The following is a 13,778-nucleotide window of genomic DNA, read 5'->3' on the forward strand; positions in this document are numbered from 1 at the left end:
TTGACCTTCAAATCTCAGGGCTCGATGCCCAATTCATGTTTCACCAACGCCAACAACTTCGTCGTATCAATCGGCTTGAGGAGGAAATCCACCACGCTCAAATGCATCGCCGCAATCGCGTCTTTCACATCGGCATCGCCCGAGACGATGATGATCGGCATCGCCGCCCGCACCGACTCGCGCACCTGGCGGATCAACTCCAGTCCGCCGACATGGCCCATGCGCAAATCAGTGATCACCAGTCCGATCGATGGTTTTTCCGCCAACATCTTCAGCGCCGTTTCGCCACTCGCCGCGGTCATGCAATGGATGCCGTCCAGCGCCAGAACCTCCGCCAACAGTTCCCGTGCGTCCTTGTCATCATCGACGATCAAGACACGCTGCGGCGGAAGGTCGGGATCGAGCATTACTGCGCTGAGCGCTTCACGCTCGGCATCGCTCAAGATATCGTGGTCGGACATGGCGTTCTCTAAATGTTCAAATCAATCACCTGGCACAGTCGTCAGACATCGCTAAGCACTGCTTCAATGTGCACTTCGTCGGATTTTTTTCCAAGAGGCCGGACAAGAGAATTTCCGACTGTTCTTGTAGGGCACTTCCCAAATGTGCCGAACAGCATGGCAAACCTAGACTTACGTCCAATGGGCACCCTGCGCGCAGGGGCCGACCATGACCGCAACGATCCGACAACAACAATTCAAAAAAGACTGCGGTAATGGTTATGAGTAAAGCGGACGCCTTCACCCGGGCAGGGAAAACCGCGGTGTTGCAGAACATTCAGGGCACTCTGCAATTTCTCCAGCGCTTCCCGCCTTTCAATCAAATGGAACACGCGCACCTCGCGTATCTGGTGGAGCAATGTCAGCTGCGCTTTTACGGCCAGGGCGAGAGCATCATCAAACCCACCGACGGCCCGGTCGAACACTTTTATATCGTCAAACAGGGCCGGGTAGTCGGCGAACGCCAGCACATCACCAAGCCGGGAACCGAAACCACGTTTGAAATCACCACCGGCGAATGCTTCCCCCTCGCCGCGTTGCTCGGTGAGCGGGCAACGCGCACCGAACATCTGGCGGGCGAAGACACCTTCTGCCTGCAACTGAACAAACCCGCGTTCATCAAATTGTTCGCGCTTTCCAATGCTTTTCGCGACTTCGCCTTGCGGGGGGTCAGCAGCCTGCTCGATCAGGTCAACCAGCAAGTGCAGCAGAAAGCCGTGGAAACCCTCGGCACTCAGTACTCGCTGAACACCCGCCTCGGTGAACTGGCAATGCGTCACCCGGTGACGTGCAGCCCTGCCACGCCGCTGCGTGAAGCCGTGAAGCTGATGCACGAACAACAGGTCGGCAGCATCGTCGTGGTCGATGAGCACAAAACGCCGCTGGGGATTTTCACCCTGCGCGATCTGCGCCATGTCGTCGCTGAAGGGGTTGGCGATTTCAGCGACGCCATCGAACGCCACATGACCCGTGCGCCCTTCTATCTTTCGCCGGATCACAGCGCCTTCGATGCGGCGATTGCCATGACCGAACGGCACATCGCTCACGTCTGCCTGGTCAAGGATCAACGCTTGTGCGGTGTGGTTTCCGAGCGTGACCTGTTTTCCCTGCAGCGGGTCGATCTGGTGCATCTGGCCCGAACCATCCGCAGCGCCCAGCGTGTCGAACAACTGGTGACCCTGCGCGGCGAGATCGGCCAACTGGTCGAACGCATGCTGGCGCACGGCGCGTCCTCGACTCAGATCACCCATATCATCACCCTGCTCAACGACCATACCGTGTGCCGGGTAATCGAACTGACGCTGGCCGAGAAAGGCGATCCCGGCGTGCCATTCAGCTGGCTGTGTTTCGGCAGCGAAGGCCGCCGCGAGCAAACGCTGCACACCGATCAGGACAACGGCATTCTGTTCGATGCCCGCGACGCTGCGCATGCCGCGGAGATTCGCGGCAAGCTGCTGCCGATTGCCCAGCAGATCAACCAGAGCCTGGCGCAGTGCGGCTTCACCCTGTGCAAAGGCAACATCATGGCCGGCAACCCCGAGCTGTGTTTATCGCGGGCGGAATGGGCACGACGCTTTGCGGCGTTCATCCGTGAGGCGACGCCCGAAAACCTGCTGGGATCGAGCATCTATTTCGATCTGCGCGTGGTCTGGGGCGACGAAAAAAGCTGCGAGCAACTGCGCCGGGGCATTCTCGATCAGGTCGGTGACAACCGGTTGTTCCAGCGCATGATGGCCGACAATGCCTTGCGCAATCGACCACCCGTAGGGCGATTCCGCGAGTTTGTGCTGGCACGCAAAAATGGCGAGAAAGCCACGCTGGACCTCAAGGTTCAGGGCCTGACGCCCTTCGTCGACGGCGCCCGCCTGCTGGCATTGGCCAACGGCATCGACGCCAATAACACCCTCGAACGTTTCCGTCAGTTGGTCGATAAAGAAGTGATCGAGCGTCTCGATGGCGCGGCGTATGAAGAGGCTTATCACTTCATTCAGCAGACGCGCATGCAGCAGCATCAATTGCAGACCCGGGAGAATCTGCCGTACTCGAACCGAGTCGACCCCGACAGCCTCAATCATCTGGACCGACGGATCCTGCGTGAGTCCCTGCGTCAGGCGCAACGCCTGCAAAGCAGCCTGACCTTGCGGTATCAGCTATGAGTCTGTTTTCGTGGCTGCGTCCGGCAAGTCCAGTGGTGCCAGAGGTTTTCCAGCAACGACTGGCAAAGCTTCCGGCGATCAGCGAGCTGGGTGAATGCACCCTGCGCGAACAGCGCTGGGTGGTGCTGGACCTGGAAACCACCGGGTTGAACCTGAACAAGGATCGGCTGTTGTCGATTGGCGCGGTGGTGATCGAGGACGGCGCGATCGACTTCAGTCAGCAATTCGAACGCACGCTGCAGTGTCGCGAACTGAAACTCAGCCCCAGCGTGTTGATTCATGGGTTGGGGCCGAATGCGATTGCGGCCGGCAGTGAACCGGCCGAGGCGCTGCTGGAATTGCTGGAGTTCATCGGCGACAGTCCGGTGCTGGCATTTCATGCACCGTTCGATCAGCACATGCTCGGGCGTGCCTTGAAAGAACATCTGGGGCACAAGTTGCAGCAGGTATTTCTTGATGTCGCGGATATCGCGCCGCTGGTGTGTCCGCAGGCGCAGATTCGCGAGGCCGGGCTGGATGAGTGGATCGAGTGGTTCAAGCTCGAGGTGTTCGAGCGGCATAACGCGAGTGCCGATGCGTTGGCGACGGCGGAACTGGCGTTGATTCTGTTCAGCCGGGCGCGGGGGCAGCAGATTCATAGTCCGCTGAATTTGCAGCAACGGTTGAGCCAGTGGAAGCGTCGACGACAAGCACCGTCCTTTTAGATTTTCGTTGACTGTTCTGGCCTCTTCGCGAGCAGGCTCGCTCCCACATTTGGAATGCGATGCCTTGTGGGAGCGAGCCTGCCCGCGAAGAACGATGACGCGATTTCCCTGATGCCACCTGACCAGTGGCCAATTGCTAACCATTCCCACCTCTGCCAGAATCGCGAACAATTCGCGTTAGTTAATATTTCCCAATCGGTGATGTCCGGTGTCGTCAGTCCCAAGCCCTCACAGTCAGCTCGTCGGTGCGATGTATCGCGACCATCGCGGTTGGCTGCTGGCGTGGTTGCGGCGCAATGTGGCGTGCCCGCAACGGGCCGAGGATCTGAGCCAGGACACCTTTGTGCGCTTGCTCGGTCGCGACCAGTTGCTCACACCCCGCGAGCCACGAGCCTTTCTGGTGGCGATCGCCAAAGGCCTGCTGTTCGACTACTTCCGTCGTGCCGCGCTGGAACAGGCCTATCTCAGCGAATTGATGCTGATCCCTGAAGGCGAACAACCTTCTATAGAAGAACAGCAACTCATCCTCGAAGACCTCAAGGCCATCGACCGCTTGCTCGGCAAACTGTCGACCAAGGCCCGCGCCGCTTTCCTTTATAACCGCCTCGACGGCCTCAGCCATGCCGAGATCGCCGACAAACTCGGCGTCTCGGTACCCCGCGTGCGCCAGTATCTGGCGCAAGGCATTCGCCAGTGCTATATCGCCCTGTACGGTGAGCCGACGTGAATCCGGCCAGTTCCAGGCCAGTGCCGGCGCATGTGCTGGATGCGGCGATTGCCTGGCAGTTGACCCTCGATTCCAGTAGCCCGCTGGAGCGTGAGGAGTTTGCCAAATGGCACGCGGCCAACGAAGAACACGCACGGGCCTGGCGTCAGTTGGGCATGCTCGATCAGCGTTTCAATGTAGCCAAGGGGCCGGCACGTAGCGCCTTGCTGCAATCGCGCGAGGGCATTCGGCGGCGTGTGCGCAAACTGGGCAGTGGGCTGGCCAGCGTTGTGGTGGTGGTCGGTGTCGCGCTGTTCGCGAGCGAGCGTTATCTGCCGCTGGATTACTGGCTCGCCGATCAGCGCACGGCCACGGGCGAGCAACGCACCGTGCATCTGGCCGATGGCACCGTGCTCAATCTCAACACCCACAGTGCGGTGGATGTGCGTTTCGATGACAAACGCCGACTGATCGTTTTGCAGGAAGGCGAGATTCTCATCGAAACCGGCCACGGCGATGCGCGGCCATTTATCGTCGAAACCCGCGAAGGCAGCATGCGCGCCCTGGGCACACGCTTCCTGGTCAAGCGCGAGGAAGACGGCACGCGGCTGAGCGTGTTGCAGTCGGCGGTGGCGGCGCACGCGCAAGCCAATCCTGAAGAACAGATCCTCCGTGAAGGCCAACAAGTGCTATTGCGCGGTGATGGACTGGACTCGATCGTCGCGCTCAACCCCGGCGCCGATGCGTGGACACGCGGCATGCTGGTGGTCGACAACGCGCGGCTGGGCGATCTGGTGCATGAACTCGGGCGCTATCGACGCGGGCACTTGGGCGTGACGCCGGAAGTCGCCGACCTGCGCATTACCGGCAGCTTCCCGCTGCATGACACCGACAAGGCCTTGAGCGCCCTGCTGCCGACCCTACCGGTACAGATTGAGCAGCACACGCAGTATTGGGTGACCGTCGCAAAGGCTGATTCCAAGCCTGAATGATCTCTGCTGGCTGAGCGGCCGCCATCGCGAGCAGGCGAAGGCCTACAGATGAAATGCGTTCCCCTGTAGGAGTGAGCCTGCTCGAGATGGCGTCATCCGCCACACCGCTGTTTTCAGTTAATCGAAATTATTTTCATCCAGCCCTATCACTTTTCGAGTTTCATCCGGCACACAGGCAATTGAGAAATATTTACATTCAGGAGCCGCCGTATGTCCCGTTCGCTAGACACCTTGTTGCGCCCCAGTCTGCTGGCCGTCGCCATCGCTTTCAGCACGCCGTTGATCAGCAGCCCGTTGCTCGCCGCTGAACAAGCGTCCAGCGTGCGCGCCTACAACCTGCCGGCCGCACCGCTGTCGACCACCCTGAACCAGATCGCCAGTCAGGGCGGCATCGCGCTGTCGCTGAATCCTTCGCTGGCGGCAGGCAAGACGTCGGCACCGGTCAGCGGACAGTACGACGCGGCTGGCGCCCTGCGTGCGGCTCTGCGTGGCACCGGTCTGCAACTGGAACTGAGCAGCACCGGCACTTACACCCTGGTTGCCGTGCCGGAAGGCGTGCTCGACCTGCCGGAAACTTCTGTCATCGGCGTGGAAAACACTGAAAGCGCCTGGGGCCCGGTCGACGGCTACACCGCCACCCGCACCGCCGCCGGCACCAAGACCGACACCGCGCTGGTCGAAGCGCCACGCTCGATCTCGGTTGCCACGCGCCAGCAAATGGACGACCGCAGCGTGCACAGCCTCGACGATGCCGTGCGCTACATGCCGGGCATCACCGCCAGCAGCTACGGCAGCGACACCCGCACGGACTGGTTGCGTGTACGCGGTTTCGAGCCGACCCAGTTCCTCGACGGCCTGCCACTGCCAAAAGGCGTGTACGCCAATCCAAAACCGGAGACCTGGAACCTCGACCGCCTCGCCCTGCTGCGCGGCCCGGCTTCGTCGGTGTACGGCCAGACCCCACCGGGCGGTCTGCTCGACATGGTCAGCCGTCGCCCAAGCGCCGAAGCCAGCAGCGAAATCCAATTGCAGTACGGCAGCGACAACCATCGCCAGGTCAACTTCGCCAGCACCGGCAAGATCGATGAGGCCGGCCAGTTTCTGTATGGCATCAGCGGCGTCGTGCGCGACAGCGACACGCAGATCGACCACATCGAAAACAAGCGCTACAACATTGCGCCGAGCCTGACCTGGAACATCGACGACGACACCAGGCTGACCTTGCTCACGCAGTTCACCCGTGACGATACCGGTGTCACCAGCCAGTTCTATCCGATTCAGGGCACCAAGATCGACATGCCGTTCGGCAAGATTTCCCATCACAAAAACCTTGGCGATCCTGACTACGATTACTACGACCGTACCTACTACGCGCTCGGCTACGCCTTCGAACACCGTCTGAATGATGTGTGGCAGTTCAAGCAGAACCTGCGTTACACCAAGTCCGACCTGGCCTTCCAGACGGTCACCGTCAACAGCTACAACCCGTCGTTCGCCGGTTTCACCGTTGACGATCAGGGCAATGTCGGTCGCGGCACGACCAACGTTGATGAGGACATCAGCCAGTTTGCCGTAGACAACAACTTCCAGGCCGACTTCGCCACGGGTGATATCCGCCACACCTTGCTGCTGGGTCTCGATCACCAGCGAAGCAATACCAACTACACCTCGATCTTCGGCACCGCGCCGAGCATCAATGTGAACAACCCGATCTACGGCCAGACGATCGTTCGTCCACCGCGCTCCAGCGCGTTTTACGATTACGATCAGAAAACCTACCAGACCGGTCTGTACGTGCAGGATCAAATGGCCCTCGACCAATGGCGCCTGACCCTCGGCGGCCGTGAAGACTGGGTACACACCAGCACGCAGTTCATCAACAAGGGCGATGCCACCAACACCCAGCGCGACAAGAACTTCAGCGGCAACGCGGCGATCAGCTATGTCTTCGACTCCGGTTTCGTACCGTACCTGTCGTACGCCGAATCCTTCCAGCCGACCACCGGCGCCGATGCCACCTCTACCGGTTCGCTCAAGCCAACCGAAGGCAAACAGTGGGAGCTGGGCATCAAGTACCAGCCACCGGGCAGCAAAACCCTGCTCAGCGCTGCGGTGTATGACCTGACCCAGAAGAACGTCTCGGTCAACAGCATCGTCAACAACGTGACCATCACCAGCCAGGCGGGTGAAGTGAAAGTCAAAGGTCTGGAGCTGGAAGCGGTCTCGGACGTCACCGATAACCTGAAAGTCATCGCCGCTTACACCTTGGCCAAGTCCGAAGTGCAGAAAGGCATCGACAAGGGCAACCGTCTGCAACTGATGCCCAACCAGCAAGCCTCGCTGTGGACCGACTACACCTGGCACACCGGCGTGCTTGACGGTTTCGGCATTGGCGGCGGCGTGCGTTACACCGGCAACACCTACGGCGACAAGGCCAACACCTGGCTGGGCAAGGCGGACGCCTACACCGTGTTCGACGCAGCGGTGCATTACGATCTCGGCCGTCTGGACAACAGCCTCAAGGGCGCGTCGCTGGCACTCAACGCGACCAACCTGTTCGACAAGGACTACATTTCCACCTGCGACGGTTACTACTGCTACTACGGCGACCAGCGCAGCGTCGTCGCCAGCGCCACTTACAAGTGGTAAGCGACTGAGCTGAAACGGGCTCTGTCACCAGGCCGTCCCTCGTGGACGGCTTTGGCGTTCATGAAGGTCATGAAATGAAAAGTAAAACAATTCGTCGCTGGTCATTCATCCACACCTGGACCAGCCTGGTCTGCACCGTGTTTTTGCTGATGCTGGCATTGACTGGTCTGCCACTGATTTTCCATCACGAGATCGAGCACTTGCTCGGCGATGCACCCGAGGTGCGCGAGATGCCGGCCGACACGCCGCGGCTCAATCTGGCGCAACTGGTGGAGGCGGCGGAAAAACATCGTCCCGATGAAGTCGTGCAGTACTTCGGCTTCGACGACGATGAGCCAAATGCCGTGCTGACAATCATGGCGAAAACCGCCGGCACCGAGCCGAACTCTTCACACACGTTCATGCTCGATGCGCGCACCGGGGAGGCACTGGAAACCCCGTCGGCCAACGGCGGTTTGATGCTGTTCATCCTGCGTCTGCACGTCGATATGTTCGCCGGCTTGCCAGGCAAGTTGCTACTGGCGTTCATGGGTTTGCTGTTTGTCGTGGCGATCGTGTCCGGGACGGTGCTGTATTTGCCGTTCATGCGTCGGCTGACGTTCGGCACCGTGCGCCAGGACAAATCGACAAGGCTGCGCTGGCTCGATTTGCATAACCTGATCGGTGTGGTGACGTTGACCTGGGCATTGGTGGTGGGCGTCACCGGGGTGATCAGTGCCTGCGCTGACCTGCTGATTGCCGCCTGGCGCAACGACGCTTTGAACACCCTGATCGCGCCCTATCGCGATGCGCCGCCGCTGACGCACCTGGCCCCGGCCACGCGTTTACTCGACATCGCTGGCGAAGTCGCACCCGGCATGAAGCCGGACTTCATCGCCTTCCCCGGCACGCGATTTTCCAGCGAACACCATTACTCGGTGTTCATGAAGGGCGGCACGCACCTGACCTCGCATCTGCTGACGCCGGTATTGATCGACGCCTCCACCCTGAAGGTCACTGCCGTTGCCGAACGGCCGTGGTACATGGACGCCATGGGCATGTCGCAGCCGTTGCACTTCGGGGACTACGGCGGCATGCCGATGAAGATTCTCTGGGCCACGCTTGATGTGCTGACCATCATCGTGCTCGGCAGTGGCGTGTATCTGTGGGTGGTACGGCGCAAGGCGGCCAAGCCCGTGCTGGAAGCGGCGGAGGCCTCTGCATGAAGCCGCGTCAGTCGAATTTCTGGAAGGTCTTCAGCACACCGCTGGTGATTGCGCTGCTCAGTGCGGCGGGGTTGTTTGCAGCGTTGCTGGGGGACGGGATCTGGGATGCGCTGAGCTGGGTCGGGCTGGGCGTGCCGGCAATTCTCGCCATAAGGGGATTGTTGCCGCGAAGCTGAAGATCCCTGTAGGAGTGAGCCTGCTCGCGATGGCGCACTTGCCTCAACATTAATGTTGACTGAGCTACCGCGATCGCGAGCAGGCTCACTCCTACAAGGGGGCTGTGCAGGGCTTGAGCAAGCCAAGTAACACGCTATGCTCCCCCTCACCATCCTGATCGAGACCCTGCCAATGTCCGTCCCCAGCATGACCCTGTACCACAACACGCTTTCTCCGTTCGTACGCAAAGTGATGGTGTTGCTGCACGAGACCGGCCAGCAGGATCGTGTCGCGTTGCAAGACTGCGTGCTCAGCCCGGTCAGCCCCAGCGCTGAACTCAACGCCGACAACCCGCTGGGCAAGATCCCGGCACTGCGCCTGGCCGATGGCAATGTCATCCATGACAGCCGCGTCATTCTCGAATACCTCGACCAGCAGCATGTCGGCAATCCGCTGATCCCCCGCGAAGGTGCGGCCCGCTGGCGCCGTCTGACCCTGGCCTCGATGGCTGACGGGATCATGGACGCCTCGGTGATGGTGCGTTACGAACTGGTCTTGCGAGCGCCGGAGAAACACTGGGACGAATGGCTCGACGCTCAGCGCGACAAGATTCGCCGCGCTTTGGCCGTGCTGGAGACTGACGCCATCGCCGAGCTGACCAGCCATTTCGACGTCGCCGCGATCAGCGTGGCCTGTGCGCTCGGCTATCTCGACCTGCGCTTCCCGGATCTGGGCTGGCGCGACGCCAACCCGCAACTGGCCAACTGGTTCTTTGAAGTGAGCCAGCGACCGTCCATGATCGCGACCCTGCCCAAGCCTTAAATCTGCGGCGCCTGTTCCGTCCTCTTCGCGAGCAGGCTCGCTCCCACATTGATTTTGGGTGTGGCAGAGAACTCTGTTTCAACATCAATCCTGTGGGAGCGAGCCTGCTCGCGAATGCACCAACTCGGTTCCACAGGCAAAAAACCGATAATCCGCGTCACCAACTCATCCTTCCAGCACTGATCCTCACGCAACCCCAACAACCCGCTCATTGCACCCCCCCGATATCAAACTCCAGCGGCTTGGTCGTCCTCTGCCCGATCCCGTACCAGTCCAGTTTGCGCGTCAGCACCATGAACACACCGAGCAAGCCGAACAGCAACAACGAGCCCATCAGCAGCGCGTAATCCTCGGCGCTCAGCAGTCCATACAGCAGGCCATACAACGCGGCCAATCCCGCCGAAAAACTCAAGCCGTGACGCACACTGCGCAGCACATGGCAGACATAAAAGCCGATCAACAACACACAGCCACTGGCCGACAGCAGATACGCCAGGGCAAAACCAATGTGCTCCGACAACGACAGCAACAACAGATAGAAGAACGCCAACGCGACACCGACCAACGCGTACTGCACCGGGTGCACCGCCAGGCTCTTGAGCACTTCGAAAAGGAAGAAACCGGCGAAGGTCAGCACGATGAACAGCAACGCGTATTTGATCGACCGGTCACTCTTCAGATACTGGTCCACCGGGTCGATGAAGCTCACGCCAAAGCTGCGACTGTTGAACGCATCGCAGTCGTTGCTGCTCACGCAGCGGCTCATGGCGTCTTGCAGGTTGGTGGAGAAGAACGTTGTCTGCCAGTCAGCGCTGAAACCCTGATCGTTGATCTCGCGTTTGGCTGGGAGGAAATTGCCGATGAAACTAGGATGCGGCCAGTTGGCGGTAAGGCTGACGCTGCTGGTCTTGCCCACCGGCAGCACCTGCAGCGAACCGGTGCCTTGCAGGCGCAGATCAAAACCGAAGCTCAGCTCTGTGGTTTTACTGGTGTCGAGCAGCGGCAACGTCACTCGCACGCCTTCACCCAACCAACCGACTTGCGTGCCGGGAACGAAGTCCAGACGCTGGCCATCGAGCTCCAGTTTCAACGCATTTTCGATCCCGCGAATGTCGCTGATGCCGACCGCGAGAAACGCTGCATCGAACTGGTAGTCCGTGAAGTCCTCCTTGATGCCCAATTGCGCCGGCAACGAAAAATGCCCGTTGATGCGGTTATCGGCATGGAACAGCCGCGCCTCGTAGATGCCGCGAGCGCGCAGTTCGGTTTGCACCTGACCATCGAGTTCGAAACGCTCTGGAAGGAAATACAGCCGACCGCGTTCTTCACGTGGTTCGTCGTAACGCTGGTTGGTCTTGTCGTTGGTTTTCCAGTTGTGGATCACTTTGCGATACGGCACCACCATCACCGGCCCGCTCAATTGCTGGCTGTAACTGGAGCTGCGCGCGATGTCTTCGAGCACGCCGTCACGCAGTTGCTGGCGGTCGTCGATGACGCCGTCGATCATGAGCAGCGGGATCAGCAAAAGCAGGATCAGCACGGCGATGGCGCCGAGCTTTATCGTCAGATTCTTGTTCATGGGACTCTCCCTGTTTGGATGGGCAGAGTCTGGTGGTGCTGTATGAGGGGAATGTGCGGGGAATGTGGAGATTGTGTGGAGACTTCACTGACCCCTTCGCGAGCAGGCTCTCTCCCACAGGTGTACGCATTCCAATGTGGGAGCGAGCCTGCTCGCGAAGGCCGCGCCTCGGTTTCAAGGCAGGCGCAACATCACTTCAACACCGCTTTCGACATTGCGAACTCGCATCGAACCACCATGCAACTTGGCTACTTCTTCAACGAAGTTAAGCCCCAAGCCCGTGCTTTTGCGGCCACTGTCCGGTCGTGGCAATGAGTAAAAGCGCTCAGTCAAACGTGGCAAGGCGTAATCGGGGATTGCTGCCGTCTCATTGAACAGGCTGAATTCGATCTGCTCGCCAACCCGTTCGGCGCTGAAACCCAGCAGCCCCTGAACCGGCGTGAAATCCAGCGCATTCTCTAGCAAATTACCCAGCGCCTGCCGTAACAGAAAAGGCTCGCCGATCAGCAGCAAATCCGCCGGAATCGTCTGTTCTACCCGCAGGTGCTTACCTTCGATTCGTGCCGCCTGCCCCTGTAACAGCTCGTCGACCAACGCCGCCAGCGGCACGGCGACCCGCTCTTCCAGCCCCTGTCGCTGTTCGACCTGCGCCAGATTCAGCAGCCGTTCGATCAACTGCTGCATCCGCGCGCTTTCGCTGTCGATGTTGCCGACAAAGCGCAGACGTTGGACCGGCGACATGTCACCTTGCAGCAACTCCGCCGCGCCACGGATGGCGGCCAGTGGACTTTTCAGCTCATGGGTCAGTGTGTGTACATAGCGCTCGACGTAGGCTTTGCCTTCCAGCTGCGTACGCATCTGCTCGACGGCCGTAGCCAGTTGTTCCAGTTCGCCACCACGATAGTGCGGCACTTCCACTCGGCGGCCTTCGCTGACGGCTTGGGCGTAACCGGTCAAACGGTGCAGTGCGCGGCTCAGCCACCACGACAGCAATGCGCCGAACAGCAGGCCGAGGCCGATCAGGCCGGCGCCGTAAAACAGCAGGCGCCGTTCGGTGCGATCGACATAGGGCTGCAATGAGCTGTTGGGTTTGGCCACGGTGACCACGCCGATGATCTGGCCGTTGTCGCGGATCGGCGCGCCGACGTGCATGACCGACGAGTTCGCGTCATCCGGATCGCTGCGGCTCGAGCGTGCGCCGTACTCACCGCGCAGGGTCAGGTAGACGTCGTTCCAGCGCGAATAATCCTGACCGACCGCGACGCCGCTGGAATCCAGCACGACAATACCCTTGGCGTCGGTGACGTAGATGCGGTGGTTGACCTGATTTTTCGGCAGCCCCCAGATCGTCGCTTTGGGCTGGCGCTCACCATAGGCGCGGAGCAATTCGGGCCAGCGATTCTCGCTGAGGGTGCCGGCCTTGAAATCGTCACGAAGTATTTCCGCCATCAGGTTTGCGGTGTCGACGAGGGTTTCTTCGGTGGACTGCCGCACGCCGGGGCGGATTTCTTCCATCACCGTGTTGAGCACGAAATAACCGGTCAGGCCGACAAACAGCACGTAGACCAGAAATATTCGCAGGCCCAGCGACATCAGCTGTGCCCCGGGCTGTAGCTGTATCCGAGGCCGCGATGGGTCTGGATCGGCTCGGCTTCGGCGCGCACCAGGCGCAATTTGGCCCGTACGCTTTTGATATGGCTGTCGATGCTGCGCTCGTAACCGGCATCGGCGGCTACACCTAGCGCGTCGAGCAATTGCTCGCGGCTGAACACTCGCTCAGGTTGTTCGAGCAGGCATTGCAACAGACGAAATTCGTGACGAGTCAGGCTCAGGGCCTGGCCGCGATAACTGATCTGTACACGCTCGGCATCGATGCGGAACAACGTCGAACTGGCTTCGATCGCAGGCCGTGGCGCCATGCGTTTGAGGATTGCCCGCACCCGCGCCGCCACTTCCCGCGGGCTGAACGGTTTGACCACGTAGTCGTCGGCGCCGATCTCCAGACCCACCACGCGGTCGATCTCGGCATCGCGGGCGCTGAGAAACAGCACCGGCACTTCGCTGAAGCGCCGCAGCTGTTTGCAGGTCTCGAAACCGCTGATGTCCGGCAGGCCGATATCGAGGATGATCAGGTCGGCCGGCGTTTGCCGCTGATGTTCGAGTGCCGCCGCGCCGAGGCTCAGCCACGTGGTGGTGAAACCCTCGCCCTGCAAGGCAAAAATCAGCGTGTCGGCAATCGCCGCTTCGTCTTCGACAATCAGGATATGAGGCATGGCGTCCGAGCCCGTGGGTTAAGTGCGCGAACGGTG

The 13,778-nt window shown here is 60.3% G+C and carries 12 protein-coding genes; 8 read left to right on the forward strand and 4 right to left on the reverse strand.

Annotated features, from left to right (window positions below):
- Window positions 1-14: 14 nt before the first annotated feature.
- On the reverse strand, window positions 15-461 hold the full coding sequence (locus JFT91_RS03005; RefSeq protein WP_201231517.1) for a response regulator: 447 nt from the start codon (window positions 459-461) through the stop codon (window positions 15-17).
- A gap of 260 nt (window positions 462-721) precedes the next feature.
- Here JFT91_RS03005 and JFT91_RS03010 point away from each other — a divergent pair, with 260 nt between their 5' ends.
- The 8 genes from JFT91_RS03010 (at window position 722) to JFT91_RS03045 (ending at window position 9,890) form a co-directional block, all read left to right on the forward strand.
- Entirely contained in the window at window positions 722-2,656 is a 1,935-nt protein-coding gene (locus tag JFT91_RS03010) for a DUF294 nucleotidyltransferase-like domain-containing protein (RefSeq protein ID WP_347340616.1), read from the forward strand.
- A complete protein-coding gene (locus tag JFT91_RS03015; protein ID WP_201231519.1) occupies window positions 2,653-3,360 on the forward strand; it encodes a 3'-5' exonuclease in 708 nt (235 codons plus the stop codon). Before JFT91_RS03010 ends, JFT91_RS03015 begins: the two co-directional genes overlap by 4 nt.
- A gap of 250 nt (window positions 3,361-3,610) precedes the next feature.
- Window positions 3,611-4,087, forward strand: coding sequence for an RNA polymerase sigma factor (locus tag JFT91_RS03020; RefSeq protein ID WP_207196808.1), 477 nt, complete (start codon window positions 3,611-3,613; stop codon window positions 4,085-4,087).
- Window positions 4,084-5,058, forward strand: coding sequence for a FecR domain-containing protein (locus JFT91_RS03025; RefSeq protein ID WP_201198338.1), 975 nt, complete (start codon window positions 4,084-4,086; stop codon window positions 5,056-5,058). Before JFT91_RS03020 ends, JFT91_RS03025 begins: the two co-directional genes overlap by 4 nt.
- 210 nt (window positions 5,059-5,268) lie before the next feature.
- Window positions 5,269-7,707 (forward strand): TonB-dependent siderophore receptor, encoded by a 2,439-nt coding sequence (locus tag JFT91_RS03030; RefSeq protein WP_201198340.1) that lies wholly within the window; start codon window positions 5,269-5,271, stop codon window positions 7,705-7,707.
- Between the two features lie 74 nt (window positions 7,708-7,781).
- A complete protein-coding gene (locus tag JFT91_RS03035) occupies window positions 7,782-8,912 on the forward strand; it encodes a PepSY-associated TM helix domain-containing protein (RefSeq protein ID WP_201198342.1) in 1,131 nt (376 codons plus the stop codon).
- Complete coding sequence (locus tag JFT91_RS03040) at window positions 8,909-9,088, forward strand: hypothetical protein (RefSeq protein ID WP_201231520.1); 180 nt, start codon at window positions 8,909-8,911, stop codon at window positions 9,086-9,088. The genes JFT91_RS03035 and JFT91_RS03040 overlap by 4 nt, the downstream gene beginning before the upstream one ends.
- 172 nt (window positions 9,089-9,260) lie before the next feature.
- A complete protein-coding gene (locus tag JFT91_RS03045) occupies window positions 9,261-9,890 on the forward strand; it encodes a glutathione S-transferase (RefSeq protein ID WP_201198345.1) in 630 nt (209 codons plus the stop codon).
- A 208-nt stretch (window positions 9,891-10,098) separates the two neighbouring features.
- Here JFT91_RS03045 and creD read toward each other — a convergent pair whose 3' ends face one another.
- The 3 genes from creD to creB form a co-directional block, all read right to left on the reverse strand.
- The gene (gene creD / locus JFT91_RS03050) at window positions 10,099-11,469 is read right to left on the reverse strand and encodes a cell envelope integrity protein CreD (protein ID WP_201231521.1); all 1,371 of its coding nucleotides are present in this window, start codon (window positions 11,467-11,469) and stop codon (window positions 10,099-10,101) included.
- A 174-nt stretch (window positions 11,470-11,643) separates the two neighbouring features.
- On the reverse strand, window positions 11,644-13,062 hold the full coding sequence (gene creC / locus JFT91_RS03055) for a two-component system sensor histidine kinase CreC (protein ID WP_201231522.1): 1,419 nt from the start codon (window positions 13,060-13,062) through the stop codon (window positions 11,644-11,646).
- On the reverse strand, window positions 13,062-13,742 hold the full coding sequence (creB, locus tag JFT91_RS03060) for a two-component system response regulator CreB (protein WP_201231523.1): 681 nt from the start codon (window positions 13,740-13,742) through the stop codon (window positions 13,062-13,064). Before creB ends, creC begins: the two co-directional genes overlap by 1 nt.
- Window positions 13,743-13,778: the final 36 nt, after the last annotated feature.

Origin of the sequence: Pseudomonas sp. TH08, assembly GCF_016651275.1 — a bacterium.
Taxonomy (GTDB): Bacteria; Pseudomonadota; Gammaproteobacteria; order Pseudomonadales; family Pseudomonadaceae; genus Aquipseudomonas.

What these genes read in the sequence shown, in the direction of transcription:
- creC (WP_201231522.1), bottom strand. Translation starts at nt 13,062, where the DNA reads ATGTCGCTGGGCCTGCGAATATTTCTGGTCTACGTGCTGTTTGTCGGC.
- JFT91_RS03015 (WP_201231519.1), top strand. Translation starts at nt 2,653, where the DNA reads ATGAGTCTGTTTTCGTGGCTGCGTCCGGCAAGTCCAGTGGTGCCAGAG.
- creD (WP_201231521.1), bottom strand. Translation starts at nt 11,469, where the DNA reads ATGAACAAGAATCTGACGATAAAGCTCGGCGCCATCGCCGTGCTGATC.
- JFT91_RS03030 (WP_201198340.1), top strand. Translation starts at nt 5,269, where the DNA reads ATGTCCCGTTCGCTAGACACCTTGTTGCGCCCCAGTCTGCTGGCCGTC.
- JFT91_RS03020 (WP_207196808.1), top strand. Translation starts at nt 3,611, where the DNA reads ATGTATCGCGACCATCGCGGTTGGCTGCTGGCGTGGTTGCGGCGCAAT.
- JFT91_RS03005 (WP_201231517.1), bottom strand. Translation starts at nt 461, where the DNA reads ATGTCCGACCACGATATCTTGAGCGATGCCGAGCGTGAAGCGCTCAGC.
- JFT91_RS03045 (WP_201198345.1), top strand. Translation starts at nt 9,261, where the DNA reads ATGTCCGTCCCCAGCATGACCCTGTACCACAACACGCTTTCTCCGTTC.
- JFT91_RS03010 (WP_347340616.1), top strand. Translation starts at nt 722, where the DNA reads ATGAGTAAAGCGGACGCCTTCACCCGGGCAGGGAAAACCGCGGTGTTG.
- JFT91_RS03035 (WP_201198342.1), top strand. Translation starts at nt 7,782, where the DNA reads ATGAAAAGTAAAACAATTCGTCGCTGGTCATTCATCCACACCTGGACC.
- creB (WP_201231523.1), bottom strand. Translation starts at nt 13,742, where the DNA reads ATGCCTCATATCCTGATTGTCGAAGACGAAGCGGCGATTGCCGACACG.
- JFT91_RS03040 (WP_201231520.1), top strand. Translation starts at nt 8,909, where the DNA reads ATGAAGCCGCGTCAGTCGAATTTCTGGAAGGTCTTCAGCACACCGCTG.